The organism is Azorhizobium sp. AG788, assembly GCF_004364705.1.
Lineage (GTDB): Bacteria > Pseudomonadota > Alphaproteobacteria > Rhizobiales > Xanthobacteraceae > Azorhizobium > Azorhizobium caulinodans.
The window spans coordinates 376,798-402,696 of the sequence record NZ_SOBM01000002.1; the positions used below are offsets into that span (position 1 = coordinate 376,798).

Sequence of the window (25,899 nt, forward strand, 5' to 3'; positions counted from 1 at the left end):
GGGTGCCGAAGGTTCGTTCAGAGCGTCTTGAGGCAGGTCTCGAAGGTCTCTGGATCCACATTGCCGCCGGATAGGACGATGGCCACCGTCTTGTCCCTGGCGGGGATGCGGCCTTCCAGCAGGGCCGCCAGCGCGACTGCGCCGCCCGGCTCCACCACCAGCTTCAGTTCCAGGAAGGCAAAGGCGACGGCCCGTGCCACCTCCGCGTCGGTCGCCGAGACCGCGCCGCCCGTGAGCTTGCTGTTGACCGCGAATGTGATCTCACCGGGCGTCGGCGCCAGCAGCGCATCGCAGAAGGAGCCCGCCGGCCTCGCATTACGCTCGCGAATGCCGGACTTGTAGGAGCGGGCGTGGTCGTCGAAGTCCGCCGGCTCCGCCGTCAGCGGCAGAGCGTCCGGGAAGCGGGCCTTCACCGCCAGGGAGATGCCCGCCATGAGGCCGCCGCCGGACGCGTTGGCCGAGACGATATCGAGGGAAAGGCCGAGCGCCGCGAGATCCTCGCAGATCTCGCGTCCCACCGTCCCCTGCCCGGCGATCACGTCCGGATCGTCGTAGGGCGGCACGAAGACGGCGCCGCGCTCGGCGGCGATGGCATTGGCGATGGCGTCGCGATCCTCGGTCACGCGGTCATAGCCGACCACCTGCGCGCCCAGGGCCTTGGTGCGCTCGCGCTTCAGCGCGGGGGCATCGTTGGGCATGACGATGACGGCAGGCATGCCGAGCAGCTTGGCGGCAGCGGCCAGGCCCTGCGCGTGATTGCCCGACGAGCAGGCCACCACGCCGGCGGCGCGGCGCTCTTCCGGGATCTGCACAGCGCGATTGTAGGCGCCGCGGAACTTGAAGGAACCGGTGCGCTGGAGCGTCTCGGGCTTCAGGAAGATGCGGCCGCCCGTCATGTCGCTGAGCAGCGGCGAATAGACGAGTGGGGTGCGGACGGCCACGCCCTTGAGGCGTTTGGCGGCGGCATCCACATCGGCGGCGGTCGGAATCGGACGAGCGTGCGCGTTCATGCGCGCGACAATATCCGAGGCCGCCGCAGCAGGCGATAGCGCCGCGCGATCGGGCCGATGTCGTGCGCGATCAGCACGTTGTCGAGGAACTGGCGGGCACTCTCCCGCCAGGTGTGGCGCAGAGCGAATTCCCGCGCCGCAAGCGGCGAAAGTTCCAGCGCCTTGAGGCAGGCGGTGCGCAGGTCCTCGTCGAGGATGCCGATGGTCCCCTGCTCCGGGCCGATGACGTCGAGCGGCCCGGTGACGGGATAGGCCGCGACCGGCAGCCCGCTGGCCAGCGCTTCCAGAAGCACGATTCCGTAGGTGTCGGTGCGGCTCGGGAAGACGAAGACATCGCTCGCCGAATAGACGTAGGCGAGATCCTCGCCCTCCTTCGGCCCGAGGAAATGCGCCTGCGGGAAACGCTCCTTCAGGCTCGCCAGCGCCGGACCGCCGCCCACCACCACCTTCGAGCCAGGCAGGTCGAGGGCGAGGAAGGCCTCGATGTTCTTCTCGACCGCCACCCGGCCGACGAAGGTGAAGATGGGACGCGGCAGGTTCAGCGTCGCCTCGGGGCGCGGGCGGAACAGCTCGGCATCGACGCCGCGGGTCCAGCGCATCAGCCGCTTGAAGCCGCGGGCCTCAAGATCGCGCTCCAGCGTCGCGGTGGAGACCATGACGCCGCCGCCCGCATTGTGGAAGGAGCGCAGCCAAGCATAGGTCAGGCGCTCCGGCACGGGGGCGCGGGCGCGCAGATATTCCGGAAATTTCGTGTGATACGAGGTGGTGAAGGTGCGCTTGGTGGCGATGCAGGCGCGGCGCACCAGAATGCCGATCGGCCCTTCGGTGGCCACATGCACGAAATCCGGCTTCATGGCCTCGATGCGGCGCATGATCATGCGCGGCGTCGCCAGCGACAGGCGGATTTCGTTGTAGGAGGGCAAGGGAATGGTCCGGAACCCTTGGGGGGTCAGGAATTCCAGCTCCGCTCCGAGATTGGATGCCTCGTGTGCGGTCTGCTCCAGCGATCGCACCACGCCGTTGATTTGCGGATGCCACGCATCCGTCGCCACCAATACCCGCATCAGGCCGCCGCGCGCGCTCCCTGGAGCGGTTCGCCGGAGAGTTCCGCGGCCCGCACCTGCTTCGCCCAATAGATGATTTCAAGCCGGCCGTCTTCATGCTCCGCAATAGCGGTGCAGCTCTCCACCCAATCGCCGCAGTTGACGTAATGGACGCCGTGGGTGTCGTGCTCGATGGCGTGATGGATGTGGCCGCAGATGACGCCATCCACCTTCTGGCGGCGGGCCTCCTCGGCGAGCGCTTCCTCGAACTTGCCGATGAAGTTCACCGCATTCTTCACCTTGAGCTTCGCCCACTGGCTGAGCGACCAATAGGTGAGGCCAAGCTTGCGGCGCACGAGATTGACGTAGGTGTTCACCAGCAGGGCGAACGAATAGGCGCCGTCGCCCAGGAAGGCGAGCCACTTTGCGTGGCGCACCACCACGTCGAACACGTCGCCATGGATGACGAGGTAACGCTTGCCCGCGGCGGTCTCGTGGATGATGCTTTCCACCACCTCGATGCCGCCGAAGTGCATGCCGTAGTAATCGCGCAGGAACTCATCGTGATTGCCGGGCAGATAGACGATGCGCGCGCCCTTGCGGCCCTTGCGCAGCAGCTTCTGTACGACGTCATTGTGCTTCTGCGGCCAGTACCACGAAGCGCGCAACCGCCATCCATCGACGATATCGCCGACCAGATAGATGGTATCTGCGTCATGATACTTGAGAAAATCGAGAAAGAGATCCGCCTGACATCCCTTCGTCCCAAGATGGACGTCGGAGATGAACAGCGCACGGAACCGGCGTTCTTCAGGGCTGTCGCTCACGCGGATGGCCTCATTCCGGTTATGCTACGGGATAGCATGATGCCGGACTTAGCCGGAGTCGTGTATCCCTTTTATGACGCACCCGCGAAGGAAGGGCCAGCGGCAGGCGGTTTCAAGGCGACGGCGCGGCGCTGCCGTGGCCGAGCCCATTGACCAAACGGGCGCTCCGGGCCAGCTTGCCGCCCCTGCGCCCGTCCGCGGTGCGGCATAATTCCCAAGGGAGAAACATCCATGAAGCTCGTCCGCTTCGGCGCCCCAGGTCAGGAAAAGCCGGGTCTAATCGATTCAAGCGGAAAGATCCGCGACCTGTCCGGCGTCGTCTCCGACATTGGCGGCGAGGTTCTCACCCGCGCCGGTCTTGCCAAGATCGCGGCCGTCGATCCCGCCAGCCTGCCGCTGGCGCCCGAAGGCGTGCGCCTCGGCTCCTGCGTGGCGCGGCCGGGCAACTTCATCGCCGTGGGCCTCAATTATGCGGACCACGCGGCTGAAACGAACAATCCGATTCCCGAAGAGCCGGTGCTGTTCAACAAGGCACCGAACTGCGTAGTCGGCCCCAATGACGACGTGATGGTCCCCAAGAACTCCCAGAAACTCGACTGGGAAGTGGAACTGGTCATCGTCATCGGCGACCGCGCCCGCTATGTGGACGAGAAGGACGCCCTCAAGCACGTCGCCGGCTACACGATCTGCAACGACGTGTCCGAGCGTCACTTCCAGATCGAGCGCGCCGGCCAGTGGACCAAGGGCAAGGGCAGCGAGACCTTCGGCCCGCTCGGCCCCTGGATGGTCACCACGGACGAACTGACCGACACCTCCAGCCTCGGCATGTGGCTCGAGGTGAATGGCGAACGGGTGCAGAACGGCTCGACGAAGACGATGATCTTCAACGTCGCCTATCTCGTCTCCTACATCAGCCAGTTCATGGTGCTCGATCCCGGCGACATCATCACCACCGGCACCCCGCCCGGCGTCGGCCTCGGCTTCAAGCCGCCGCGCTATCTGAAGGCGGGCGACGTGGTGCGCCTTGGCATCGACGGCCTCGGCGAGCAGCAGCAGACCATCGTGCCGTTCAAGCTCTGAGCTTGTCCTGGACTAGTGAAAATGAGGGCCGCCGGCATCCCGGCGGCCCTTTTTATTTGGCGGCCTGCGTTACTGGAGCGTCGCGTGGGCGAGCCAGGTCTTCACCGCCTGGAGGGCCTCACCGCGGTTGCCCGTGCGGTGGTGGGCCTCCTGATAGACGGCGATCTGCATGTCGGCGCTGGTGCCGGCGTCCGGAATGGTGCGCAGGTGGAGCAGTGCATCGAGGCAGCCGAGGTCCTCGGCATCATCGGCCACGAGGGCGATGAGCTGGTCGAGGGCATCGCGCACCTGGATTGCGCGCTGTTCCGCGAGGTCCACGAACGAGCCGTGGATGCCGTAGCGCTGGGCTCGCCATTTGTTCTCGTTGGCGATGGCTCGGTCCACCGCGCCGATATGCCGGTGGTGCTCGGGATGGCGCACGAGGAAGCGCACGAGCGAACGATAGAGGGCGGCGAGCGCCACCGCATCCTCCACCCGCGTGCAGGCGTCGGGCGCCCTCAGCTCCAGGGTCGGATGCTTCTGCGAGGGGCGGATCGCCCACCACACGTAGCTCGAATCGCTGATGGCCCGCGCGCCCACGAGCGCCGCAACGTATTCCTCATAGGCCGCATTGTCCTCGAACAGTTCCGGCAGGCCCGTGCGAGGCAGCTCGTCATAGGCCGCGAGGCGATAGCCCATCAGGCCGGTCTGCCGCGAGCCCCAGAAGGGCGAGGAGGTGGACAGGGCGATGAAGTGGGGCAGATAGGGCGTGATCCGCCGCATGACGTCCACGCGCAGGTCCGGATCGGGCAGTTCCACATGGACGTGCAGCCCGCACACCATGTTGCGCTCGCCGAGCATCTGCAGATCCTGCATCAACCCGTCGTAGCGGTTGGCCTTGGTGGCGCGCACATTGTCCCAGCTCGCGGTGGGATGGGTGCCGGCGGCGATGAAGCCAAGGCCGTGTTCGGCTGCGACGCGCCCGGCAATGTGGCGCAGGTCGCGCAGCTCATCGAGCGCGTCGCCGATGCGGTCCGTCGGAGCGGTGGCCATTTCGAGCTGCGACTGGAGCAGTTCGACTGTGATGGAGTCGCCGAGGCGATCGCGCAGCGCATCGAAGAAGCCGGATGGCATCCGGCGCAGCGCCGCTTTGGTCTCGGCATCCACGACGAAGAACTCTTCCTCGATGCCGAAGCGATAATCATTGGACATGCGTACCTCCCGGCTCGCCAGCGAGCCAAGTCGAAGCACTAACGCTTCGACCGGCGCGAAGTTGCGCTGAGGGTGATCGCAAATCCGTCAGCAATGGGGCACGCCCAAAAGACTGGAATCAAACCAGTCCACGTCGCTGATCTTCTGCCTCAAAACACAATGTGAACGCTGGCGTTGCCGTGGGATCGAAAATATTTCCAGAAATCCACACGGCGAGGGGGAACTTTTTCGACTTCAGCCGGAAGTGGGTCCCCAGTCGCCGCACACCGCCTGAACGAGCGCGAGTGCTGCGACCCCTGCCGTGTCGGCGCGCAGGATTCGCGGCCCGAGTGCGATGACGATCACACGCTCCTGCCGATGCAGAAGCGTCCGCTCATCCGCGGAGAAGCCGCCTTCCGGACCGATCAGGACGGTGATGGGCCGGCCCGCCGCAGGCCGCAGCGCCACGAGCGGGTCGGCGACGGGCGCGGCCTCGTCGCAGAACACGAGCATGTCGTCGGCCGAACGGGCACCGAGGAAGGCGGAAAGCCCCTGAGGAGTGCGCACTGACGGTATGGTGAGGATGCCGCATTGTTCGGCCGCCTCGATGGCGTTCGCCTCCATGCGCTCGCCGTTCACCCGGGGAATCTGCGTGTGCTGGGTCAGCACCGGTGCCAGCACGCCGGCGCCCATCTCCACGGCCTTCTGGACCATGTAATCGAGGCGGGCGTGCTTCAGCGGCGCGAAGGCGTAGGTGAGGCCGGCGGCAGCCGGCTGGGGTCGGGTCTGGCCGCCGATGGACAGGCGTACCTCTTTCTTGCCGCCCTCGATGCGGGTCGCCCGCCACTCCCCGTCCCGCCCGTTGAAGACCAGCAGACCGCCGCCCACGGGCAGGCGAATCACGTTCGCAACGTAATGGGCCTGCTCCGACGGCAGCGAGAAGGTGGTGTCCGCAGCAAGGTCCTCGCGAACGAACAGGCGCTGGGCGCGGAAATCATGATCGGGCATCGGCCTCTCCCCGGCCGTGGCAGGACGGCCCAAAGCGATCGCGCGGCGCGGCACGCGCCATCTGTCCCGCCCTTCACCACGGCGGGTCGAGACGCGCAAGAGAGGATGTCGAGAGAAAGTGGGAGGTCAGGGCCAGCGTGCGAGCGGCCTGAAATGACAAAGGTGCTGTGATCGTGCGGGGGCGCCATGCCGACGACCCCCGCCACGGCGCCAGGCGGTGAATGCCTCACCGCCGGGGCGCCCCCCGCACGACCTACGCGCCTGACCGGCTTTAGAAGCATTGCAAATCAGCGCCGGTCGCACATCACCCGTATGGGTGACGCAAGGATCACTTCTTCGAGCCGTCGGCGTTGAACTGCGCCAGATAGGCGATGAGGTCGGCGCGCTCGGCTTCGTTCTTGATGCCGATGAACGCCATCTTGCCCTTGGGAGCGAGAACCTTGGGATTGGTCAGGTAGTCGTTGAGGGTCGCCTCGTCCCACACCTTGCCCGCGGCAGCGCCAGCCTTGATGTCCTCGGAATAGGCATAACCCTCGAAATGGGCCCACTTGGCGCCAACGATGCCGTTCAGAGGCGGGCCGACCTTGGTCTTGGCATCGGGGCCGACGGCATGGCAAGCCATGCACTTCTTGAACGCCTGTTCGCCCTTGGCCACGTCCGCATCGGCGGACGCCAGCGCCGTGGAGGCCGCAAGGGCCAGAACAGCAAGCAGAATACGAGTCATGTGCGGTCCTTCTGAGCATGCGGCACGAGCCGCAGCGAAGGCGCACGATATAGCCCCGTTTGGATCTCTTCCAAGTGGCAGAGGGCCGCGCCTTGGCCGCGCGGCCCTGCGACATGCGCGCCCTGCCGAGGCCTGAGCTCCGGCTCAGAGGCCTTTCTGGCGGCGGGCGGCGGTGAGGGTGTTCTGGAGAAGGCAGGCGATGGTCATGGGGCCGACGCCGCCGGGCACGGGCGTGATGAGGCCGGCGACGCCCAGCGCCTCCTCATAGGCCACATCGCCCACGAGGCGCGTCTTGCCGTCCGCCTTCGGCACGCGGTTGATGCCGACGTCGATGACCGTGGCGCCGGGCTTGATCCAGTCGCCGCGCACCATCTCGGGCCGGCCGACGGCCGCCACCAGAATGTCCGCCTGCCGGCAGACGCCGGGCAGATCGCGGGTGCGCGAATGGGCGATGGTGACCGTGCAATCCTCCCGGAGCAGGAGCTGCGCCGCCGGCTTGCCGACGATGTTGGAGCGCCCCACCACCACGGCATTGAGCCCGGAGAGATTGCCCAGGTGATGCTTCAGCAGCATCACGCAGCCGAGCGGCGTGCAGGGCACGAGGGTGTCGAGGCCCACCGCGAGGCGGCCGGCATTCACCACATGGAAGCCGTCCACATCTTTTGCCGGATCGATGGCGGCCAGCACCTTCATGGAATCGAGATGGGCTGGCAGCGGAAGCTGCACGAGAATGCCGTTCACCGCCGGATCGGCGTTGAGCTTTTCCACCAACGCCAGAAGGTCGGCTTCCGCCGTGTCGGCCGGCAGCTTGTACTCGAATGAGGCCATGCCGGCCTCCGCCGTCTGGGCGGCCTTGTTGCGCACATAGACCTGGCTCGCCGGGTCCTCGCCCACCAGCACCACCGCGAGACCGGGCTTCAGGTCATGGTCCCGCACCAGTGCGGCGACCTCTTCGGCAATGCGGGCGCGCAGGCCGGCGGCGAACGCCTTTCCGTCGATGGGCTTGGTCTCGATCACGGAGCGATCCTCGGGGCTTGTGAAGGCGAGCGTGTTCTGGGCGGCAAGGCGGAACGGTGCAACCCCAAAAGGCGCGCCCCTCCCCTGCGCTCAGGTAACGCACCTTACGAAGAAACTAATTTTCGTTCCAGGAATATCTCCGATTCAGGTCAGGCGTGGAATATCACCGCGCGCCCAGCCTTCCTTCGTCTCCCTGCGGAAATCCTCGAACCGCCCTTCGGCGATGGCCCCGCGGATGCCGCGCATGAGGTCCTGGTAATAATGGAGGTTCGCCCAGGAGATCAGCATGGCCCCCAGCATCTCCTCGCAGCGCACAAGGTGGTGCAGATAGGCGCGGGAATAATCCCGCAGCGCCGGACAATCGCTCTCTTCGTCGAGCGGGCGGGGATCTTCCGCATGACGGGCGTTCTTGAGGTTGATGCGGCCGAAGCGGGTGAAGGCCAGCGCATGGCGGCCCGAGCGGGTGGGCATCACGCAGTCGAACATGTCGATGCCCCGCGCTACTGCCTCCAGCATGTCGTCCGGCGTGCCGACCCCCATGAGATAGCGGGGCTTTTCCTTTGGCAGGTGCGGCTCGACCGTCTCGATCATGTCCAGCATGACCTCTTGCGGCTCGCCCACCGCGAGGCCGCCGATGGAATAGCCGGGGAAGTCCATGGCCGCGAGCTCGCGGGCGGATTCGATGCGCAGGCGCGGCACCGCCCCGCCCTGCACGATGCCGTACAGCGCCCGCCCCTTGGGCTGAAGCTCGAACGCCTTCTTGGAACGCTCCGCCCAGCGCAGCGACAGGCGCATGGCGCGCTCGGCCTCGGCTTCCTCGCAGGGCAGGCTGACGCATTCATCGAGCTGCATCTGGATGTCGGCGCCAAGCAGGCCCTGGATCTCGATGGAGCGCTCCGGGGTCATCTCGTGCAGTGCGCCGTCCACGTGCGAACGGAAGGTGACGCCCTTCTCGGTGATCTTGCGCAGGCCGGACAGGGACATGACCTGGAAACCGCCGGAATCGGTGAGGATCGGCCGCTCCCAGCGCATGAATTTATGCAGCCCGCCGAGCTTGGCCACCCGCTCCGCGCTCGGGCGCAGCATCAGGTGATAGGTGTTACCCAGCAGGATGTCGGCGCCGGTGGCCCGCACCTGTTCGGGATAGATGCCCTTGACGGTGGCCACTGTGCCGACCGGCATGAAGGCGGGCGTGCGGATCTCGCCGCGCGGCGTGGAAATGGCGCCCGTGCGGGCGGTGCCGTCGGTCGCGTGGACCTTGAAGGAGAAGGTGTCGGTCATTTCGGCTGCTCTAGAGCACGGGCCGGCCCGAATGAAAAGCGCGCCGCACGTATGGCAACCTCACCGCTCCAGCAGGCAGGCGTCGCCATAGGAATAGAAGCGATAGCCGGAGGCGATGGCGTGGGCGTAAGCGCGCTTCTGGGTCTCGTGTCCCACGAAGGCGGCCACCAGCATCACCAAGGTCGATTTGGGCAGGTGGAAATTGGTGAGCATCACGTCGGAGGCACGGAAGGCATAGCCGGGCGTGATGAAGATGTCCGTCTCGCCCAAATAGGGACGGATGAGGCCCTCCGGTGTCGCCGCGGTCTCGATGAGGCGGGTGGCGGTTGAGCCCGCAGTGATGATGCGCCCGCCCCGGGCCTTCACCGCATTGAGCTCCGCCGCCGTTTCGGGGCTCACCTCGCCCCATTCCGCATGCATCTGGTGGTCGGCAGTGTCCTCGGCCTTCACCGGCAGGAAGGTGCCCGCCCCCACATGCAGCGTGACCGTGTGGCGGGAGACGCCGCGCGCCGCGATCTTCGCCAGCAGGTCGGGCGTGAAATGCAGGCTCGCCGTCGGCGCAGCGACCGAGCCCTCCACGCGGGCGAACACCGGCTGGTAGTCGGTGCGGTCGCGTTCGTCCTCGGGCCGCTTGGCGGCGATGTAAGGCGGCAGCGGCATGTGGCCGATGGCGTCGATGGCCGCATCCAGCTCCGGGCCGGATAGGGCGAAGGCGAAATGCACCTCGCCGCTCTCCAGCTTGTCGAGAACGCGGGCCTCCAAAGTGCCGCCGCTCGCGCCCGCGAAGACCACCGTCTCACCCATAGCCAGACGCTTTGCGGGCTTGGCGAAAGCGGCCCAGGCCGCACCCGAGAGGCGGCGGATGAGGGTCGCCTCTATGGCGACGGTATTGCCGCCGGCGCGGGTGCGCGTGCCATCGAGCCGGGCCGGGATCACTTTCGTGTCATTGACCACCAGCGCATCGCCGGGCTGGAGCAGGTCCGGCAGGTCGGCGATGGTGCGGTCTTCCAGTTCCGGCGCTGCGCCGGGACGCACGTGCAGCAGGCGCGCGCTCTCCCGCGGTTCGGCGGGGCGCAAAGCGATGCGTTCGGGCGGAAGGTCGAAATCGAAGGCGTCGACGCGCATGGGTCCTCGAGGGGCCTCGCCAGAGGCCCGGCTGCGTTGGGCGCCCGCTCTTAGCGGGCATGCGCGCGAAGGAAAAGGGCCGTCAGAAGATGGCGACCGCGCCCTGCCAGATGGCCCAGGTCATGGCGAACGCCACCAGCGTGCCGATGGCGGTGGCGAAGAAGCCGCCAAGGATCACCGCGCCGTCCCGCTCCACGAGACCAAGGCCGAGGATGCACACCGCGATGCCGGGCGGCATGTTGCCGAGGAAGGGGATGGGCAGCAGCAGGACGAAGCCGAGGAGCACCACCAGCGCCCCGACGACCCGGCGCGAGGTCGGCCCGGCGAACACCTCCATGCGCGGCCGCGACCAGCGCTCGAACCAGAGGATCCAGGACCGCGAGCGGTTGACGATGGTCTCCAGCACCGAGCGGGAGAAGGTGCGCTTGGAAATCGCCTGCGGCAGCCACAGCTCCTGCCGGCCCATGGCCATCTGGAGGCCGATGAGCGCGAGAATGATGCCGCAGATCACCGGAATGCCGGGCGGCATGGGAATGCAGTTGGGCAGGCCGAACAGCAGGAAGCTGATGCCGAACGCGCGATTGCGCAGCGCGTCCAGAAGATCGCCCACCGAAACGCGCTCGCTTGTGTGCGCGGCTAGGACGGCGGCGAGCAGTTCGGACGTGCGGGGAGTGCGATGGTCCACCGGGGCCTCGTTCATGACGGCCCCCTCTTTAACACTGATAAAGCGGCGGTGTCAGGGCGCCCGGAGCGAAACCGGGCGCCCTGCCCCCAGACACATTCCCATAGGGAACAGATCAGTGGATCTGGAAAATGCCGCCCACGGCCCGCAGCTCGGCGGGCTTGATGAGGCTCTGATGCACCACGCGCACCTCGTGCAGCGGACCTTCCAGTTCGCGCTGCCAGAATTCGAGAAAGCGGTTCAGCTCGGGGAAGCGGGGCGAGAGATCGTAATTCTGCCAGATGTAGGTCTGGAGGAAGCTCGGGTGATCGGGCATCCGGTAAAGGATGTGGGCGGTCACCAGCCCGTAGCCGGCCATCTGCTTGGCAAAATCGGAAGACGCCATCGAACACCTCCGTATGAGCTGAACCCTCGTGGTTGAGACAGGTGAATTGTCGGCTACGGAGCTTGCGCGAGGCAAGCCTAAAGAATGGTTTCCATTTTGGTATCAATATCTTCGCAGCATCGGTTGCGGTCTGCTAACAGTGCTCGCGGCGACAGCGCTGTCGCGGGTGGCTGCCCATGAGCCGGGCGGCTTGGCACTCATGGGAGAGGAGTGCTAATTTTTTCTCGCGCCCCCCTTGTCGGTCTTGCGGGGCGCTCTTAGATGGCAACTGGGACTGGGCGGGCGTGCCGTGTGGGCGCCTCAACGACAGTCCCGGCACGGGCGCCGGGCTTGCCAGCAGGCGCACGGCCCAACCGTCAACATGGAGGTTCCCGATGGGTTTCCGCCCCCTGCACGACCGCGTGGTCGTGAAGCGCATCGAAGCTGAGCAGAAGACTGCCGGCGGCATCATCATCCCTGACACCGCCAAGGAAAAGCCGCAGGAAGGCGAAGTCGTCGCCGTCGGCGCCGGCGTGCGGAACGAAAAGGGTGAGCTCGTTGCCCTCGACGTGAAGGCGGGTGATCGCGTGCTGTTCGGCAAGTGGTCCGGCACCGAGGTGAAGATCGACGGCCAGGACCTGCTCATCATGAAGGAGAGCGACATCCTCGGCGTGGTCGAGGCGTCCGCCTCCGCCAAGAAGGCCGCGTGACGCTTTCCTCGCACGCTTCGTGAACAACGTCACAACCTGAAGGAACAGGCACAATGGCTGCCAAGGACGTAAAATTCGCCGGTGATGCCCGCGAGAAGATGCTGCGTGGCGTGGACATCCTCGCCAACGCGGTGAAGGTCACGCTCGGCCCCAAGGGCCGCAACGTCGTGATCGAGAAGAGCTTCGGCGCTCCGCGCATCACCAAGGACGGCGTTTCCGTCGCCAAGGAGATCGAGCTCGAGGACCGCTTCGAGAACCTCGGCGCCCAGCTGGTGCGCGAAGTCGCCTCCAAGACCAATGACCTCGCCGGCGACGGCACCACCACCGCCACGGTGCTGGCCCAGGCCATCGTCAAGGAAGGCTCCAAGGCGGTTGCCGCCGGCATGAACCCGATGGACCTGAAGCGCGGCATCGACCTTGCGGTCGACGCGATTGTGAAGGACCTCGCCGCCAAGGCCAAGAAGGTGACCTCGAACGCCGAGATCGCCCAGGTCGGTACCATCTCCGCCAATGGCGATGCCGACGTCGGCAAGTTCCTCGCCGAGGCCATGCAGAAGGTCGGCAACGAGGGTGTCATCACCGTCGAGGAAGCCAAGACCGCCGAGACCGAGCTCGAAGTGGTCGAGGGCATGCAGTTCGACCGCGGCTACCTCTCCCCCTATTTCGTGACCAACGCCGAGAAGATGCGCGTTGAGTTCGAGGATCCCTACATCCTCATCCACGAGAAGAAGCTCTCCAACCTGCAGGAACTCCTCCCGGTCCTCGAGGCCGTGGTGCAGTCCGGCAAGCCGCTGGTGATCGTCGCCGAGGACGTCGAGGGCGAGGCTCTGGCCACCCTCGTGGTCAACAAGCTGCGCGGCGGCCTCAAGGTTGCGGCCGTGAAGGCTCCGGGCTTCGGCGACCGCCGCAAGGCCATGCTGCAGGACATCGCGATCCTGACCGGCGGCCAGGCGATCTCGGAAGACCTCGGCATCAAGCTCGAGAACGTGAACCTCTCCATGCTCGGCCGCGCCAAGAAGGTGGTGATCGAGAAGGAGAACACCACGATCGTCGACGGCAATGGCGAGAAGGCCGACATCGAGGCCCGCGTCGCCCAGATCAAGGCGCAGATCGAGGAGACCACCTCGGACTACGACCGTGAGAAGCTCCAGGAGCGTCTGGCCAAGCTCGCGGGCGGCGTCGCGGTGATCCGCGTCGGCGGCGCGACCGAGGTCGAGGTGAAGGAGAAGAAGGACCGCGTTGACGACGCCCTGCACGCCACCCGCGCTGCGGTGGAAGAAGGCATTGTCCCCGGCGGTGGCGTTGCCCTGCTCCGCGCCATCAAGGTGCTGGAAGGCCTGAAGGTCGAGAACACCGACCAGAAGACCGGCATCGACATCGTGCGTCGCGCCATCCAGGCTCCGGCCCGCCAGATCGTCGCCAATGCCGGCGATGACGGCTCGGTCGTGGTCGGCAAGATCCTCGAGAACGAGACCTACACCTTCGGCTACAACGCCCAGACGGGCGAGTATGTGGACATGGTGGCTTCGGGCATCATCGACCCGGCCAAGGTCGTGCGCACGGCTCTCCAGGACGCGGCCTCCATCTCGGCGCTGATCATCACCACCGAGGCCCTCGTGGTCGAGCTGCCGAAGAAGGCTGCTGCGGCTCCGGCCATGCCGGGCGGCGGCATGGACTTCTGATCCAGGAGCAACCGTTGGCGCCGCCCGGCGTCCTTAAAAGACAATGCCGGCACAGCCGGCACGGGCGGCGGCATGGACTTCTGATCCTCTCGATCAGGTTTCGAGTACGGGAAGGGCGTCGCGCGAGCGGCGCTCTTTTCGTTTGTGCAGGCTTGAGCCTGACTGCGGGTGGCCGTCATCTCCCGGTCATGAAGCGTGGCTATCGGGCGGCATGAAGTTCATCGAAAGCTTTCACCTCCTGCCTTTCCTCGACACGGTGGTCAGCTATGTGGCGGCCTTCGTGTGCGGCGCGCTGATCGGTGCGGAACGGCAGTATCGCCAGCGCACTGCCGGCCTGCGCACCAATGTCCTCGTGGCCATCGGCGCTGCGGGCTTCACGGATCTTGCGCAGGGCATTGCGGGGGACGTGGAGGCGGTCCGCGTCATCTCCTATGTGGTTTCGGGCATCGGCTTTCTGGGTGCCGGCGTGATCATGAAGGAGGGGCTGAACGTGCGCGGCCTCAACACGGCGGCAACGCTCTGGTGCTCGGCCGCCGTGGGCGCCTGCGCAGGCGTGGACCGGCTGGCCGAAGCCTTCCTCCTGACGGTCTTTGTCATCGCCGGCAACACGCTGCTGCGGCCGCTGGTGAACGCCATCAACCGCATTCCCATCAAGGCGGAGAGCATCGAGGCGACCTATACGGTCAGCCTCACCACGGCGGTGGAGCAGGCGGGCGTGATGCGCGACCTGCTGGAGGAGCGGCTGGAGGCCGCGAGCTATCCGGTGGCCGAGCTGGAGGTGGTGGAGCGCGGCGAGGAGCAGGTGGAGATCGTCGCCACCCTCACCTCTACGGAGGTGGAGGGCGAGGAACTCGACGCCGTGGTGGAGGGCCTCCTCACCCGTCCCCACGTGGACCACGCCACGTGGAGCGCCAATACGCAGTCCTGAACGCGTCTGCCTTCTCCGCCGGGATCAGGCGGCGATGCGCCAATCGGTCACGCGCAGCGACAGGCCGTGCTCCGGGTCCCAGTTTGCGGGTACGGAGAGGGCGAAGGTGTGGTCGCTCTCGATGGTCAGGGTCAGCGTCTTGCCGAGCAGCCGCCAGATCTCATCGGGCCGCGTGAGGCGGGGATAGCTGTCTGCCCAGTGCCGCTGCTCGTCCGGGCCCATGGCGGCGAACTCCGGATAAAAGCGATCCCGGTAAAGCGCGAAGACGAAGGATTCGAAATCCGGCCGGAAATCGGCACGATCGACGACCTGCGCGACGAAGGCCGTCCGAGCCGGAGTGAGCGCATCTTCTTCTCCGAGCACGCAGATGTCGGCCGGCCGTTCACTCCAGGCGGGCGTCACCTTCTTCTTGAGCGACCATTTGTAGGTCGCGTCGAACGCGAAGGTGCCGACATCCCTGATCTTCACGTCGGCGATGCGCGCATCCTCCCGGCGCAGCAGGGTCCAGCCGTCCTTGCCCTGGTGGACGAGATAGTCCTCGGTGAGGCGATGCCCCTCCCCGACCTCGCTCTGCACCCGCACGACCCGGAAGCCATGGGTCTTGCGCAGGACCGTATCCATGCGGTCGAAGGCGACCGGCTGGTCGAAGCGGATCCGCGCGCGCCGTAACGGCGGGGGAAGCAGGCCGGTCTCAACGGCCGCCTCCGTCGTGAACCGGTGTGCCTCGGCTGCAAAGCGTTGCGCGCTCTCCACCCGCTGGGCGAGCACCCGCGCCAGAACCTCCACATTGCGCGCCGCATCGATGGTGACATCCCCCGGTGTCTCGAAGAAGCGCGAGATCAGATTTTCCGGCTCCGGCGCCCGCGTCGGCACCACTTCAGGTGCCGCGAGCGCCTCCGCCAGCAGACGGTCAAAGAGAGCGCCGTTCGCCTTTTCCGCAGCAGCCTCGAGCTTGCGCCGGGGCCCGACCGTGGCGAGGAAATCGGTGAAGCTCGCGGCGACGCGCACCGGCGCGGCAAACTCGTCGTCCGCCGACGAGCCCTGCGCGCGCACGGCCCAGACGGCGCCAGCATCGGCGCCACGCAAGGCGATGGCGAGGGTCAGGATGATCTGCGGACTGCCGCCGCGCATCTGGCCGAACGGGAAATAGGCGGACGCGCCGTCCGGCAGATCCGCCGCCTGGCGCTCGAAATCGCGATAGGCGCGCTGCGCGAACGCGCCGTGCTCCACCGCCCGGAACTCCAGCGCATAGACATGGGCGACCGGGCGCAGGAGGAGCGTCGCATGGTCATAATCGAGCTTCCGCCAGCCCACATGCGCCAGATACCAGCGGAAATCCTCCGGGAAGCGCACCCCTGTCAGCGTTTCGAGAGCGTCGATTTCCTCGGGCGAATAGGTGAAAGGCTCGCTCGGATCCTTTTCCAGACGCAAGGCGGAAACGGCAGTCTCGATCGACGTCATGCAGGGGGCCTCCGTTGTCATCATCGAAGGAGCCGGCACGCGGCGCACGCACCACGAACCGGCCCTTCCGCAACGGTGAGAGGCAAACCCGGCGGTTTTGCGGGGTGTCGGCAACGCCCGTTTCAGAACCTCAACTTGCCCGCCCTACCTGCACAGCGGATCATCGAGCTTCAGCGGGATGACCTGCCACAGGCTCTGGCGGCGGGGGCGGAGCAGCGGACCCCACCATTTGTACCAGATCTCGATGGTCGAGCCGTCCGACTTCGGCAGCGGCAGGTTGCCGATGCCGTTGGAGATGCCGGCGATGCGGGCGCAGCCCGTCGCCGCACGGGCCGGCGGGCGGTAGGTATCCGGCGGGATCAGCACCACGCGGGCATTGGGGATGGCGGCCTTGAGGCGGCCGGCCGACATGCGGTCGTCGGCGACCAGCGTCGGCGCATCGCCGAACTGGAGATCGATCACCGGCCGCAGCGCCTTCAGGGGCTCGGCGGCGACGCAGCGGCCGCACAGGCGCGGATCGGGCCAGAGCGTGATGGCCGCGCGCACCAGCAGCACGCCGAAAGCGACGATGGCCAGCGCCCACAGATAGAGCTTAACCCGGTCGCGCCAGCCGCCGAGCCGCTCCAGTTCGGCAAAGACATAGACGGTGGAGAGCAGAAAGAAGACGTGGAAATAGCGGTCGCGCAGGCTGGTGGAGCCCACCGCCAGCGCGCCGATGAGCGTGCCCACGGTGCCGAGGATGATGATGGTGCGGATCACCCGGCGCGGGGCCGCGCGGTCCTCGGTCGAGGGAGTGGCGTCCTCGCCCCGGTTGAAGGGCAGGAAGACCGCGCCAGCGAGCGCCGCGAACGGCAGCAGATAGCCGATCCACGCCCCGGCGAAGGTGTCGAGCACGTTGCGGAAGCTGCGGTCCGGGCTCGGGCCCACCACCTCGGCGGTGGCGGCCATCACATCCTGGCCCAGCATCTTCAGCGCCACCAGATAGACGGCAAGCGGACCGGCTGCGACCAGCAGCGTCAACAGGATGCGCCGGTCGAACAACGCGCGGCGGAAGCTCGGCTCGAACAGGCTCGCCAGCACCAGCACGATGACGAAGGGCAGGAAGCCGAACTTGCCCAGCAGGCCGACGGCGATCCAGGCCCCGAGGCCCGCGTAGAGGGCGGCCGAGGGCGCGCGCACGATGGCCAGCAGCGTCAGGAAGCTGCCGGCGATGGCGACAATCATCACATTGGAATGGGTGAGGATGCGGTGGCTGTGATAGCCGATCACCCATAGCGCCGAGAGCGAGAAGACGGCGAGCGCCTGAAGCTTCGGGTCCGCGATCACCCGGCGGGCGATGCGATAGACCAGCATGCCGCAGGTAAACAGCAGCACGTAGCGCAGGATCGCATAGGGCAGCGTGCCGGGCCCAAAGATCCAGAGCAGGCCATAGAGCAGCCAGTCGAACAGCGGCGGATTGCGCGGCACATAGGAGAGCTGGAACGACTGGACCAGATAGCTCTCGATGGCGTCGTCCACATTGATGGACGATTCCAGCAGCACCGCCACCAGGGCATGCGCCAGCGCCCAGAGGCCGACGATGACCGCCACGCCCCGCGCCGTGGCCCACCAGGGCGTCGGCTCCTCGGGCGCCCGTCCGAAGGGCGGCGTGCCATAGCGGGAATCGATCGGCTGTGCAGTGGAAGACAGACGCACGGCCCTCTCCTGGGCAAGTTGGAGCGCGGTCTATAGCTCCCTTTCCCTATGGGTGGCTATGACGGGAAAAGCACGCCCCGCCCCTTTGCTGCCGGCTTAGCACTCGGCAGGCGGCCGCACGCGCAACGGCGGTTGCATTTTCATACCGTTGCGGCCACGCGGAACCCGGTTCCAGCGGGAGGCGCCTCCGCCACCGCTTCCTCGATCCGCTCCACATGGGCATGGGCGGGACCCGAGCGGCAGGCCTCGAGCATCGCGGCGACAGCCTCCGATGGGCCGGAAATCACGGCCTCCACCGTGCCCTCCCGGCGGTTGCGCACGAAGCCGGAGAGGCCACGCGCCACCGCCTCATCCGCGCACCAGGCCCGATAGCCGACGCCCTGCACGCGGCCGTGGATGACGAGATGGAGGGTATGCGTCATGTCGGCCCCGCTTCACTTCTTCGGCTGGCACGGGGTGGCAGAGGCCTTCAGCGGTTCGAACGCATCGAGCGCGCCGCGCAAGGCGAAGTCGCCATAATCGATCTTCAGCTCGCCGATGACGCCGTTGTCATAGAGCGTGAAGGTCATGACATACTCGGGGCTCGCGTCCTTCTTTTCCGCGTCATAGTAGCTGACGCTTACCGGATAGAAGGTGTGGCCCGACAGGCTCGCCTTGGCGCCGTCGAAGAGCTTGGCCGTGTCGGTGCTGGCGCGGCCGATGACGGCCAGCGTGTTATAGACCTTGGTGCCGTCGCTGGAGCCGTCATAGACCTTGGCTTCCAGAAGGCTGTCGCCCTTCGCAGCGGCCTCGAGCACATGCACCACGTGCTCGGTAGGCATCAGGATGCCGCCCTTCAGGTCCACGGTGCGGGCGTCCGGTTTGGCGATCTTCACCTGCAGGTCGCCATTGTCGAGGCGGTTCGCCTGCGCATCCACGTCCGACTTGGTGTCGCCGTCCATGCGGTCGCGCGTCTTGAAGCGGTAGGCGTTGCCGGAGCCGTCCTCCCAGCTGGTGGAGACCATCTCCGAGCGCACGGGCGCCCCCTCCCCGGTGTCGAGGCTGGAGACCTGCCGCATGTTCACCGTATAGCCCTCGCAGGCATCGCCCCGGATCTCATAATCGATGCGCCCGGATGCATCGTCGAGCCGGCCGGAGTTCTTGCTGGCGTCGAGCGTCATCTTGTACCCCGCCCGATGCGGCAGGAGCGCCTCCGCGGAGGCCGGCAGCAGGCCGGCGAGCGTGAGGACAAGAGCAAGGCTCGCGGAGCCCGGACGAAGCGGCATTTCAGATCTCCAATACGGGCGAATGGCTTGCGCCATGTCCCTGCTTCGGCCAAGAGGAAGTCGCAAATTGCGCACTTGGTGTGGCAGGAGAGGATTATGTCGCAAAGCGTTGAACAGAAACTGGCGGAACTCGGCATCACCCTGCCGACCCCCACCGCGCCGCTCGCCAATTATGTGCCGTCCGTGCGCACCGGCAACCTGCTCTTCATTTCCGGCCAGGTCTCCATCGACGGCGCCGGCAAGCTGTCCACCGGCAAGCTCGGTACCGGCCTCGACGTGGATGCCGGCCGCGCGGCCGCCCGCCTGTGCGGCATCAACCTCATCGCTCAGATGAAGGTGGCCCTCGGCGACCTCGACAAGGTGGTGCGCATCGTCAAGCTGGTCGGCTTCGTGAACTCGGCTCCCGACTTCGTGGACCACCCCAAGGTCATCAACGGCTGCTCGGACCTGTTCGTGGAAGTGTTCGGCGACAAGGGCCGCCACGCCCGCTCGGCGGTCGGCATCGCCGCTTTGCCCTTCGATGCGGCGGTGGAAGTGGAAGCCATCGTGGAAGTGGCCTGAGCGCCATGGACCTGACTGCCCGCCCCGTCGCCCATCGCGGCCTGCATGACGCGGCGGCGGGCGTCATCGAGAATACCGCCTCGGCCGTGGAAGCGGCCGTGGCGGCCGGTTACGCCATCGAACTGGACGTGCAGCTCACCCGCGACGGCGAGGCGGTCGTGTTCCACGACTTCACCCTCGACCGGCTGACGCAGGCGCAAGGACGGCTTGCAGACCGCACGGTGGCCGAGCTGAAGACGGTGCGCTTCAAAGCCACCTCCGACGTCATGATGACGCTGCCGGACCTGCTGGCGCGCGTCGCCGGGCGGGCTTTGCTCGTGGTCGAGATCAAGAGCGACTTCTCCGGCGACATGCGCCTCGTCCGGCGCACGGCCGAGCTCGCGGCGGCATATAATGGGCCGATTGCCCTCATGTCCTTCGATCCGGATATGGTCGCGGAAATCGGGCGCCGGGCGCCGGGCGTGCGTCGCGGCATCGTCGCCCAGCGCCGCTATGACCATGCGGAATGGGATTGCGTGCCGCCGGTGCGCCGCAAGGGCCTGGGCCTCCTGCTGCACTGGTCGCGGTCGCGCTTCCAGTTCGTGAACTACCGGGTATCGGACCTCGATGCGCCGGCGCTGCGGGTGGTGCGGGCCATGGGGCTGCCGCTGCTCACCTGGACGGTGCGCACACCGCAAGATCGGGCGCTGGCCGCGTCCGGCGCCGACCAGATCGTCTTCGAGGGGTTCCGGCCCTGACCGGCCGAGGGGGAGAGACGGGGCATGATCGACAACCACAAGACCTTCGGCCGCCGCACGGCCCGCCTCCTGCTCGCCGGCCTGCTGGCCGCGGCGGCCGGAACGCCCGCGCTCGCCAACGACAGCACAGCGGCCCTGAGCGCCGGCGGCCTCATCCTGGTGCCCAATCTCGATATCGAGATGGCCTCGGAGGACCTGTTCATTTCCGAGCAGGAAGTGCGGGTGCGCTATGTCTTCCGCAACACCGCCAAGCAGGACCAGACGGTTCTCGTCGCCTTCCCGATGCCCGACATCACCATCCGGGAATCGCTGAACATCACCATTCCCAATGACGCGTCGGACAATTTCCTCGACTTCAAGACAACGGTCGAGGGCAAGCCGGTCCAGACCCAATTGGAGCAGCGGGCGCTGGCGCTGGAGATCGACCGCACGGCCATGCTGCGCGACCTCAAGATCCCGCTTGCGCCCTATCTGAAGCAGACGCAGGCGGCGCTGGACGCCCTGCCGCAGGACAAGTGGAAAGAGTTCGAGGCCCTCGGCCTCGGCATGGTGGACGAATATGAGGCCGGCAAGGGTCCCGAGCGCCATCTGGCGCCGCAGTGGACCCTGAAGTCGACCTATTACTGGTCGCAGACCTTTCCGGCCGGAAAGGATCTGGTGGTCGAGCACAAATACCGGCCCAGCGTCGGCATGTCGGCGGGCACGCTCATCGGCCTCAAGCTCAAGGACAATGAGTACGCCGCCGAGGAGCAGCGCCAGCAGATGGACCAGTTCTGCGTCGATCAGGCCTTCCTCAATGGGGTGTCGAAGGCCTCCAAGGCATCGAAGAATTCCGGCGAGGTGCCCTTTTCGGATGCCCGCATCCACTACATCCTGCAAACGGGCGGCAACTGGTCCGGCGGCACCATCCGGGACTTCAAGCTCACCGTCGACAAGGGTGCCCCGGAGAACCTCGTCAGCTTCTGCGGCAAGGACGTGAAGAAGATCAGTCCGACGCAGTTCCAGATGACGGCCAAGGACTTCTACCCGGCCAGGAACCTCGGTATCCTGATCCTGAAGCCCTACCCTAAGCAGTAAGCCGACCTTCCGGAGGTGCACCGCAGCATCTTCCCGCGTCGCGCCTTCAGGCCCATGTTAGGCGGGCATGACCGAGATCCGCATTCTCCCCGCTCTGTCCGAAATCCCAGCCGCCGACTGGGACGCCTGTGCCGCCGGAGGCGCGGCGCGTCCCGAGCCCTTCGTCTCCCACGCCTTTCTCCAGGCGCTGGAAGAAGCCGGCTGCGCCCGCGCCCGCACCGGCTGGCAACCCCAGCATCTGGTGCTGGACGGGCCGGACGACCGTCCCGTGGCGGTCGCCCCCGCCTATCTGAAATCCCATTCGCGCGGGGAATACGTCTTCGACCATGGCTGGGCCGAGGCCTATGAGAGCGCGGGCGGGCGCTATTATCCCAAGGTGCAGGCGGCTGTGCCCTTCACCCCCGCCACCGGCCGCCGGCTGCTGGTGCGCCGCGATGGGGATGAAGGCGCCCTGCGCGAGACGCTGGGCGTTGGCCTCGTGCAACTGGCCAAGCTGCGCAATGCCTCATCCGTCCATGTGACCTTCGCCACGGAGGAGGAATGGGAGGCGCTGGCCGCGCTCGGCTTCCTGAAGCGCACCGACCAGCAGTTCCACTGGGTGAACGAGGGCTACTCCAGCTATGACGACTTCCTGGAGGCCCTTGCCTCCCGCAAGCGCAAGGCGCTGCGCAAGGAGCGGCGGGAGGCGCTGGCGAACGGCATCGAGATCGAGTGGCTGACCGGCAAGGACATTACGGAAGCCGCCTGGGATGCCTTCTTCGCCTTCTACATGGACACCGGCTCCCGCAAATGGGGCAGCCCATATCTCAACCGCGCCTTCTTCTCGCTGCTCGGGCAGCGGATGGCGGATGCCTGCCTGCTGGTGATGGCGAAGCGCGCCGGGCGCTATGTGGCGGGCGCGCTCAACCTCATCGGGACGGACCGGCTCTATGGCCGCTATTGGGGCTGCATCGAGCATCACCCATACCTGCATTTCGAGGTGTGCTACCATCAGGCGGTGGATTTCGCGATCGCCCGGGGCCTCAAGGTGGTGGAGGCCGGGGCGCAGGGGGAGCACAAGCTTGCCCGCGGCTACCTGCCGCGCACCACCTATTCCGCCCACTGGATCGCCGACGCCGGCCTGCGGCGGGCGGTCGCCAATTATCTGGAGCGCGAGCGCGCCTATGTGGCGCAGGCCAATGAAGATCTCTCGGCTCTTGGCCCCTTCCGCCGTGGATCGGCACCCGAAGAAGTGGAATAGGCTCGACCTGCGCCGCGACTTATGTTTGGGAGAAGCTGCGTGCGGCACGTCCGCGCGGAAGAAAGGGCGAGCCCCGAAGGGCCCTGGGAGAAACCATGACCTATTGTTGCGGCGTTCTGGTTCGGGACGGGCTGGTGATGATCGCGGACACGCGCACCAATGCCGGGCTCGACAACATCTCCACCTTCCGCAAGCTGCACATTTTCGAGGAGCCGGGCCATTACGTGATGGCGCTCGCCTCCGCCGGCAATCTCTCGGTGTCCCAGTCCGTGGTCAGCCTGCTGCACGAGGGCGTGGAGGACCATGAGGCCGGCGAACGGCAGATGATCGGCGACTGCCGCACCATGTTCCAGGCCGCGCAACTCGTGGGCCGCGCCATCCGGCAGGTGCATGCGGTGGATGCGCAGGCGCTGGAGCACAGCAATGTCAGCTTCGATGTGTCCTTCCTGCTGGGCGGCCAGATCGCCGGCGGGCCGCTGCGGCTGTTCATGGTCTATTCGGCGGGCAACTTCATCGAATGCACCACCGACACGCCCTTCCTCCAGATCGGCGAGCACAAATACGGCAAGCCGGTTCTGGACCGCGCCGTGACCTATGACATGGAGATTTCCGACGCTCTCAAGGCGAGCCTCATCTCCATGGACAGCACCATGCGCTCGAACCTCGGCGTCGGCCTGCCCATCGACGTGCTGGTGCTCTGCCCGAATACGCTGGAAGCGGAACTGAACTACCGCATCGAGCCGGGCGAGCCCTATTTCCACGACCTCCGCGAACGTTGGTCCGCCGCTTTGCGCGCCGCCCATTCCGGCATTCCGCGCCCGCCGTATCTCAAGAACGGTCGCCGCGTCATCGAGAGTTGATGGCATTCCGGCTCAGGTAGGGCCTATCTAGGCGCCCCACGCCGGAGGGTCTGCCATGGTCCATATCCACATCACCGGGGCGTCCGGTTCGGGCACCTCGACGCTGGGCGCCGCCGTTGCGGAAGTGCTGGGCATCCGGCATCTCGACACCGACCGCTTCTTCTGGATGCCGACCGAGCCACCCTTCACCACCCCGCGAGAGGTGAGCGCGCGCCTTGCGCTGTTGCAACAGGAGGCGCTGCCGGATGTGGGGTGGGTGCTCTCCGGCTCTGCGCTCAAATGGGCCGCCCCGCTTGAGCCCCTCTACAATCTCATCGTCTTCCTCCACCTCGATCCGGCGCTGCGCATGGAACGGATCCGGCGCCGGGAGGAGCAGCGCTATGGCGAGCGTATTCGGCCGGGCGGCGACATGGCCGAGGTGAGCCGGGCCTTTCTCGAATGGGCGGAAAGCTATGACTCCGCAGGTCCCGAGCGCCGCAGCCGCGCGGCCCACGAGGACTGGCTTCAGCGCCAGAGCGCGCCGATCCTGAGGCTCGACTCCGCGCAGCCCGTGGAGGCGCTGCTTGCCTTGGTCCTCGACCATCCGGCCGTGCGCGCCCGCTAGAAATGAAACGGCCCCGGTTCCATCTGGAAACCGGGGCCGTTGTCTTCAGAACGCCAGCGGCGCGCCGATCACTCGGCGGCGACGAGCTTCGCCGTCACGATCTTGTCGGGATCCTGCACGGGCTCGCCGCGCTTGATCTTGTCCACATTCTCCATGCCGGACACCACCTGGCCCCACACCGTGTACTGGCGGTCGAGGAAGCGGGCGTCGGTGAAGCAGATGAAGAACTGGCTGTCACCGCTGTCCGGGTTCTGGGCGCGGGCCATGGAGCAGGTGCCGCGCACGTGCGGCTCCGCATTGAACTCGGCCTTCAGCTTCTTGCCGGAGCCGCCCATGCCGTTGCCATACTGGCCGTCGCCGGTCTGGGCCATGAAGCCCTCGATGACGCGGTGGAACGGGACGTTGTTGTAGAAGCCTTCGTTCACCAGCTCCTTGATGCGCGCCACGTGGTTCGGGGCGAGATCGGGGCGGAACTTGATGGTGACGTCGCCCTTGGTGGTTTCGAGGACGAGCAGTTCTTCAGCCATTGGGCCTCTCCTGATGATTGTTGCAATGGATCACTTCACGTCGGCCGCGACCTGCATCTTCACGATGCGGTCGGGATTGGGCACCGCGCCATTGGCTTCCTTCGGGCCCTTCCTCAGCTTGTCGATGAACTCCATGCCGGAGACCACCTGCCCGACCACCGTGTACTGGCCGTTGAGGAAGGAGGAATCCGCATAGCAGATGAAGAACTGGGAATTGGCGCTGTCCGGCGAGGAGGCGCGGGCCATGCCCACCGTGCCGCGCACGAACGGGGTGTTGCTGAACTCGGCCTTCAGGTTCGGATACTTCGAACCGCCGGTGCCGTTGCCATACTGGCCATCGCCCGTCTGGGCCATGAAGCCGTCGATGACGCGGTGGAACGGCACGTTGTTGTAATAGCCCTCGCGGGTGAGCGTCTTGAGGCGCTCCACATGGGCGGGCGCGAGATCGGGACGCAGCGCGATCACCACGCGGCCATAGGCCGTGTCGAGATAGAGCGTGTTCTGCGGATCGCTCTTCGGCGCAGGCTTGGCGGTCTGGGCCATGGCCGGGGCGGCGAAGGCCGTGGCGAGGGCAAGGCCCGTGAATTCACGGCGGCCGATGAGACGGGACATCACGAGGCTCCTTGGATCGCCGGCGGGTCTTCGCCCGTGAGACGGCGGGTGAATGGCGGGTCGTCCGGTCAGGACGCGGAGGGGAACTTGGCCTTCAGGCGCGCGAGCACTTCCGCAGGCACGAACGGCGCGACCTCGCCGCCCATGGCAGCGATTTGCCGGACCAGCGTGGCGGTGATGGGGCGCACGCGCGGCGAAGCCGGGAGAAAGACGGTCTGGATTTCCGGCGCCATGGTGCCGTTCATGCCCGCCATCTGCATTTCATAGTCGAGGTCGGTGCCGTCCCGCAGGCCGCGGATCAGCAGCGTCGCGCCGACCCGCCGGGCGGTGTTCACCACGAGATCGGCGAAGGTGATGGCCTCGAGCGTCGCGCCCTCCTCCTGCGCGATGGGACCGCAGATGTCCTTGAGCATCGCGAGCCGCTCGTCGGCCGTGAACAGAGGGGTCTTGCCGGGATGGATGCCGACCGCCAGCACGAGATGGTCGGCGAGGCGCGAGGCCGAGCGGACCACATCGAGATGGCCGTTCGTCGGCGGATCGAACGAACCGGCATAGATGGCAACGCGGCGCGTGTGGTCGGGTCGGCTCATGGCGATGGGGTAGCCTTAG

Annotated in this window: 28 protein-coding genes; 10 read left to right on the forward strand and 18 right to left on the reverse strand. The window is 66.6% G+C overall.

The genetic code is table 11. From position 1 onward, the window contains the following. Positions 1-17: 17 nt before the first annotated feature. The 3 genes from DFO45_RS05775 to DFO45_RS05785 are packed head-to-tail and all read right to left on the reverse strand — an operon-like array spanning position 18 to position 2,880. Positions 18-1,010 carry a threonine/serine dehydratase gene (locus tag DFO45_RS05775; RefSeq protein ID WP_133864135.1) on the reverse strand — a complete coding sequence of 331 codons (993 nt, stop codon included), beginning with the start codon at positions 1,008-1,010 and terminating at the stop codon, positions 18-20. Further along, positions 1,007-2,074 carry a glycosyltransferase family 1 protein gene (locus DFO45_RS05780; RefSeq protein ID WP_012170827.1) on the reverse strand — a complete coding sequence of 356 codons (1,068 nt, stop codon included), beginning with the start codon at positions 2,072-2,074 and terminating at the stop codon, positions 1,007-1,009. The genes DFO45_RS05775 and DFO45_RS05780 overlap by 4 nt, the downstream gene beginning before the upstream one ends. Then, a complete protein-coding gene (locus DFO45_RS05785) occupies positions 2,074-2,880 on the reverse strand; it encodes a UDP-2,3-diacylglucosamine diphosphatase (protein ID WP_012170828.1) in 807 nt (268 codons plus the stop codon). Before DFO45_RS05785 ends, DFO45_RS05780 begins: the two co-directional genes overlap by 1 nt. A gap of 231 nt (positions 2,881-3,111) precedes the next feature. Between DFO45_RS05785 and DFO45_RS05790 the strand changes: the two genes are divergently transcribed. Further along, positions 3,112-3,960, forward strand: coding sequence for a fumarylacetoacetate hydrolase family protein (locus tag DFO45_RS05790; RefSeq protein WP_133864136.1), 849 nt, complete (start codon positions 3,112-3,114; stop codon positions 3,958-3,960). Positions 3,961-4,029: 69 nt separating this feature from the next. On the opposite strand, the gene DFO45_RS05795 is transcribed toward DFO45_RS05790, so the two are convergent. The 8 genes from DFO45_RS05795 to DFO45_RS05830 all read right to left on the reverse strand — a co-directional run bounded on the left by DFO45_RS05795 (position 4,030) and on the right by DFO45_RS05830 (position 11,352). After that, positions 4,030-5,151, reverse strand: coding sequence for a carboxylate-amine ligase (locus tag DFO45_RS05795; protein ID WP_043879273.1), 1,122 nt, complete (start codon positions 5,149-5,151; stop codon positions 4,030-4,032). Between the two features lie 234 nt (positions 5,152-5,385). Further along, entirely contained in the window at positions 5,386-6,138 is a 753-nt protein-coding gene (locus DFO45_RS05800; protein ID WP_133864137.1) for a 16S rRNA (uracil(1498)-N(3))-methyltransferase, read from the reverse strand. Positions 6,139-6,466: 328 nt separating this feature from the next. Beyond that, the gene (locus DFO45_RS05805) at positions 6,467-6,862 is read right to left on the reverse strand and encodes a c-type cytochrome (RefSeq protein WP_133864138.1); all 396 of its coding nucleotides are present in this window, start codon (positions 6,860-6,862) and stop codon (positions 6,467-6,469) included. Between the two features lie 144 nt (positions 6,863-7,006). Next, a complete protein-coding gene (gene folD, locus DFO45_RS05810; protein WP_208299756.1) occupies positions 7,007-7,876 on the reverse strand; it encodes a bifunctional methylenetetrahydrofolate dehydrogenase/methenyltetrahydrofolate cyclohydrolase FolD in 870 nt (289 codons plus the stop codon). Between the two features lie 147 nt (positions 7,877-8,023). Continuing rightward, positions 8,024-9,160 (reverse strand): tRNA guanosine(34) transglycosylase Tgt, encoded by a 1,137-nt coding sequence (gene tgt, locus DFO45_RS05815; RefSeq protein ID WP_133864140.1) that lies wholly within the window; start codon positions 9,158-9,160, stop codon positions 8,024-8,026. Positions 9,161-9,220: 60 nt separating this feature from the next. Continuing rightward, positions 9,221-10,285: a tRNA preQ1(34) S-adenosylmethionine ribosyltransferase-isomerase QueA gene (queA, locus tag DFO45_RS05820; protein WP_133864141.1), complete on the reverse strand. Its 1,065-nt coding sequence runs from the start codon at positions 10,283-10,285 to the stop codon at positions 9,221-9,223. Positions 10,286-10,367: 82 nt separating this feature from the next. Continuing rightward, positions 10,368-10,985, reverse strand: coding sequence for an exopolysaccharide biosynthesis protein (locus tag DFO45_RS05825; protein ID WP_012170836.1), 618 nt, complete (start codon positions 10,983-10,985; stop codon positions 10,368-10,370). 97 nt (positions 10,986-11,082) lie between these two features. Further along, on the reverse strand, positions 11,083-11,352 hold the full coding sequence (locus DFO45_RS05830; RefSeq protein WP_012170837.1) for an usg protein: 270 nt from the start codon (positions 11,350-11,352) through the stop codon (positions 11,083-11,085). 374 nt (positions 11,353-11,726) lie between these two features. Between DFO45_RS05830 and groES the strand changes: the two genes are divergently transcribed. The 3 genes from groES to DFO45_RS05845 all read left to right on the forward strand — a co-directional run bounded on the left by groES (position 11,727) and on the right by DFO45_RS05845 (position 14,651). Further along, positions 11,727-12,041, forward strand: coding sequence for a co-chaperone GroES (gene groES, locus DFO45_RS05835; protein WP_012170838.1), 315 nt, complete (start codon positions 11,727-11,729; stop codon positions 12,039-12,041). Between the two features lie 53 nt (positions 12,042-12,094). Beyond that, a complete protein-coding gene (gene groL / locus DFO45_RS05840; RefSeq protein WP_133864142.1) occupies positions 12,095-13,723 on the forward strand; it encodes a chaperonin GroEL in 1,629 nt (542 codons plus the stop codon). Positions 13,724-13,934: 211 nt separating this feature from the next. Beyond that, complete coding sequence (locus DFO45_RS05845; RefSeq protein WP_012170840.1) at positions 13,935-14,651, forward strand: MgtC/SapB family protein; 717 nt, start codon at positions 13,935-13,937, stop codon at positions 14,649-14,651. 24 nt (positions 14,652-14,675) lie between these two features. Here DFO45_RS05845 and DFO45_RS05850 read toward each other — a convergent pair whose 3' ends face one another. The 4 genes from DFO45_RS05850 to DFO45_RS05865 all read right to left on the reverse strand — a co-directional run bounded on the left by DFO45_RS05850 (position 14,676) and on the right by DFO45_RS05865 (position 19,072). Then, positions 14,676-16,112, reverse strand: coding sequence for an SMI1/KNR4 family protein (locus DFO45_RS05850; RefSeq protein WP_166657055.1), 1,437 nt, complete (start codon positions 16,110-16,112; stop codon positions 14,676-14,678). Positions 16,113-16,256: 144 nt separating this feature from the next. Continuing rightward, a complete protein-coding gene (locus tag DFO45_RS05855) occupies positions 16,257-17,807 on the reverse strand; it encodes a glycosyltransferase family 39 protein (protein ID WP_012170842.1) in 1,551 nt (516 codons plus the stop codon). 140 nt (positions 17,808-17,947) lie between these two features. Beyond that, positions 17,948-18,229 carry an acylphosphatase gene (locus DFO45_RS05860; protein ID WP_133864144.1) on the reverse strand — a complete coding sequence of 94 codons (282 nt, stop codon included), beginning with the start codon at positions 18,227-18,229 and terminating at the stop codon, positions 17,948-17,950. Between the two features lie 12 nt (positions 18,230-18,241). Then, the gene (locus DFO45_RS05865; protein WP_166657056.1) at positions 18,242-19,072 is read right to left on the reverse strand and encodes a cell envelope integrity EipB family protein; all 831 of its coding nucleotides are present in this window, start codon (positions 19,070-19,072) and stop codon (positions 18,242-18,244) included. Between the two features lie 96 nt (positions 19,073-19,168). Here DFO45_RS05865 and DFO45_RS05870 point away from each other — a divergent pair, with 96 nt between their 5' ends. The 6 genes from DFO45_RS05870 to DFO45_RS05895 all read left to right on the forward strand — a co-directional run bounded on the left by DFO45_RS05870 (position 19,169) and on the right by DFO45_RS05895 (position 24,151). Next, on the forward strand, positions 19,169-19,633 hold the full coding sequence (locus tag DFO45_RS05870) for a RidA family protein (RefSeq protein ID WP_133864146.1): 465 nt from the start codon (positions 19,169-19,171) through the stop codon (positions 19,631-19,633). Further along, on the forward strand, positions 19,630-20,370 hold the full coding sequence (locus DFO45_RS05875) for a glycerophosphodiester phosphodiesterase family protein (RefSeq protein WP_133864417.1): 741 nt from the start codon (positions 19,630-19,632) through the stop codon (positions 20,368-20,370). The genes DFO45_RS05870 and DFO45_RS05875 overlap by 4 nt, the downstream gene beginning before the upstream one ends. 24 nt (positions 20,371-20,394) lie before the next feature. Continuing rightward, on the forward strand, positions 20,395-21,447 hold the full coding sequence (locus DFO45_RS05880; protein ID WP_133864147.1) for a DUF4424 domain-containing protein: 1,053 nt from the start codon (positions 20,395-20,397) through the stop codon (positions 21,445-21,447). Between the two features lie 67 nt (positions 21,448-21,514). Further along, the gene (locus DFO45_RS05885) at positions 21,515-22,687 is read left to right on the forward strand and encodes a GNAT family N-acetyltransferase (RefSeq protein WP_133864148.1); all 1,173 of its coding nucleotides are present in this window, start codon (positions 21,515-21,517) and stop codon (positions 22,685-22,687) included. Between the two features lie 95 nt (positions 22,688-22,782). Continuing rightward, on the forward strand, positions 22,783-23,547 hold the full coding sequence (locus DFO45_RS05890; RefSeq protein WP_012170849.1) for a proteasome-type protease: 765 nt from the start codon (positions 22,783-22,785) through the stop codon (positions 23,545-23,547). Positions 23,548-23,602: 55 nt separating this feature from the next. Further along, positions 23,603-24,151 carry an AAA family ATPase gene (locus DFO45_RS05895; protein WP_133864149.1) on the forward strand — a complete coding sequence of 183 codons (549 nt, stop codon included), beginning with the start codon at positions 23,603-23,605 and terminating at the stop codon, positions 24,149-24,151. 68 nt (positions 24,152-24,219) lie between these two features. On the opposite strand, the gene DFO45_RS05900 is transcribed toward DFO45_RS05895, so the two are convergent. From DFO45_RS05900 to coaD, 3 genes are all read right to left on the reverse strand, one after another. After that, entirely contained in the window at positions 24,220-24,678 is a 459-nt protein-coding gene (locus tag DFO45_RS05900; RefSeq protein ID WP_012170851.1) for a peptidylprolyl isomerase, read from the reverse strand. A gap of 30 nt (positions 24,679-24,708) precedes the next feature. Continuing rightward, a complete protein-coding gene (locus DFO45_RS05905) occupies positions 24,709-25,290 on the reverse strand; it encodes a peptidylprolyl isomerase (RefSeq protein WP_133864150.1) in 582 nt (193 codons plus the stop codon). A 68-nt stretch (positions 25,291-25,358) separates the two neighbouring features. After that, positions 25,359-25,880, reverse strand: coding sequence for a pantetheine-phosphate adenylyltransferase (coaD, locus tag DFO45_RS05910; protein ID WP_133864151.1), 522 nt, complete (start codon positions 25,878-25,880; stop codon positions 25,359-25,361). Positions 25,881-25,899: the final 19 nt, after the last annotated feature.

Excerpts from the sequence above, each read along its gene's own strand:
- DFO45_RS05775 (WP_133864135.1), bottom strand. The coding sequence starts at position 1,010 with ATGAACGCGCACGCTCGTCCGATTCCGACCGCCGCCGATGTGGATGCC.
- DFO45_RS05780 (WP_012170827.1), bottom strand. The coding sequence starts at position 2,074 with ATGCGGGTATTGGTGGCGACGGATGCGTGGCATCCGCAAATCAACGGC.
- DFO45_RS05790 (WP_133864136.1), top strand. The coding sequence starts at position 3,112 with ATGAAGCTCGTCCGCTTCGGCGCCCCAGGTCAGGAAAAGCCGGGTCTA.
- DFO45_RS05795 (WP_043879273.1), bottom strand. The coding sequence starts at position 5,151 with ATGTCCAATGATTATCGCTTCGGCATCGAGGAAGAGTTCTTCGTCGTG.
- DFO45_RS05800 (WP_133864137.1), bottom strand. The coding sequence starts at position 6,138 with ATGCCCGATCATGATTTCCGCGCCCAGCGCCTGTTCGTTCGCGAGGAC.
- DFO45_RS05805 (WP_133864138.1), bottom strand. The coding sequence starts at position 6,862 with ATGACTCGTATTCTGCTTGCTGTTCTGGCCCTTGCGGCCTCCACGGCG.
- tgt (WP_133864140.1), bottom strand. The coding sequence starts at position 9,160 with ATGACCGACACCTTCTCCTTCAAGGTCCACGCGACCGACGGCACCGCC.
- queA (WP_133864141.1), bottom strand. The coding sequence starts at position 10,285 with ATGCGCGTCGACGCCTTCGATTTCGACCTTCCGCCCGAACGCATCGCT.
- DFO45_RS05825 (WP_012170836.1), bottom strand. The coding sequence starts at position 10,985 with ATGAACGAGGCCCCGGTGGACCATCGCACTCCCCGCACGTCCGAACTG.
- DFO45_RS05830 (WP_012170837.1), bottom strand. The coding sequence starts at position 11,352 with ATGGCGTCTTCCGATTTTGCCAAGCAGATGGCCGGCTACGGGCTGGTG.
- groES (WP_012170838.1), top strand. The coding sequence starts at position 11,727 with ATGGGTTTCCGCCCCCTGCACGACCGCGTGGTCGTGAAGCGCATCGAA.
- groL (WP_133864142.1), top strand. The coding sequence starts at position 12,095 with ATGGCTGCCAAGGACGTAAAATTCGCCGGTGATGCCCGCGAGAAGATG.
- DFO45_RS05845 (WP_012170840.1), top strand. The coding sequence starts at position 13,935 with ATGAAGTTCATCGAAAGCTTTCACCTCCTGCCTTTCCTCGACACGGTG.
- DFO45_RS05850 (WP_166657055.1), bottom strand. The coding sequence starts at position 16,112 with ATGACGTCGATCGAGACTGCCGTTTCCGCCTTGCGTCTGGAAAAGGAT.
- DFO45_RS05860 (WP_133864144.1), bottom strand. The coding sequence starts at position 18,229 with ATGACGCATACCCTCCATCTCGTCATCCACGGCCGCGTGCAGGGCGTC.
- DFO45_RS05865 (WP_166657056.1), bottom strand. The coding sequence starts at position 19,072 with ATGCCGCTTCGTCCGGGCTCCGCGAGCCTTGCTCTTGTCCTCACGCTC.
- DFO45_RS05870 (WP_133864146.1), top strand. The coding sequence starts at position 19,169 with ATGTCGCAAAGCGTTGAACAGAAACTGGCGGAACTCGGCATCACCCTG.
- DFO45_RS05880 (WP_133864147.1), top strand. The coding sequence starts at position 20,395 with ATGATCGACAACCACAAGACCTTCGGCCGCCGCACGGCCCGCCTCCTG.
- DFO45_RS05885 (WP_133864148.1), top strand. The coding sequence starts at position 21,515 with ATGACCGAGATCCGCATTCTCCCCGCTCTGTCCGAAATCCCAGCCGCC.
- DFO45_RS05890 (WP_012170849.1), top strand. The coding sequence starts at position 22,783 with ATGACCTATTGTTGCGGCGTTCTGGTTCGGGACGGGCTGGTGATGATC.
- DFO45_RS05895 (WP_133864149.1), top strand. The coding sequence starts at position 23,603 with ATGGTCCATATCCACATCACCGGGGCGTCCGGTTCGGGCACCTCGACG.
- DFO45_RS05900 (WP_012170851.1), bottom strand. The coding sequence starts at position 24,678 with ATGGCTGAAGAACTGCTCGTCCTCGAAACCACCAAGGGCGACGTCACC.
- DFO45_RS05905 (WP_133864150.1), bottom strand. The coding sequence starts at position 25,290 with ATGTCCCGTCTCATCGGCCGCCGTGAATTCACGGGCCTTGCCCTCGCC.
- coaD (WP_133864151.1), bottom strand. The coding sequence starts at position 25,880 with ATGAGCCGACCCGACCACACGCGCCGCGTTGCCATCTATGCCGGTTCG.